At 63.1% G+C, this 244-nt stretch carries 1 protein-coding gene; it reads left to right on the top strand.

The window, feature by feature from the left end; genetic code table 11:
• The coding region (locus tag GGC30_RS16805; protein WP_228763801.1) for a hypothetical protein at positions 1-244 on the top strand (244 nt) is incomplete at both ends.

The following is a 244-nucleotide window of genomic DNA, read 5'->3' as shown; positions in this document are numbered from 1 at the left end:
TACACCGGCAACGCCTCGACCACGATCGACTTCGGCACCATCGGCATCTACGCCTCGGACGACACCGGCCCGGCCAACGCCTTTGACATGACCGCTCCGGCCAACGTCACCATCGACACCAACCTGGCCGGCTGCAACACCTCGAACACCGTCACCGTGTCCAAGAACGACATCCGTGGCCTGGTGAACAACTCGGGCGCCGGTTACGACTCCAACGTCTTCCAGGCCAACCTGCCTTACTCGG

This window comes from Brevundimonas sp. SPF441, from assembly GCF_009661015.1.
GTDB classification, from domain to species: Bacteria; Pseudomonadota; Alphaproteobacteria; order Caulobacterales; family Caulobacteraceae; genus Brevundimonas; species Brevundimonas vesicularis.
Note: the sequence above shows the minus strand (reverse complement) of the source record. Positions and strands in the feature narration are given on the sequence as shown.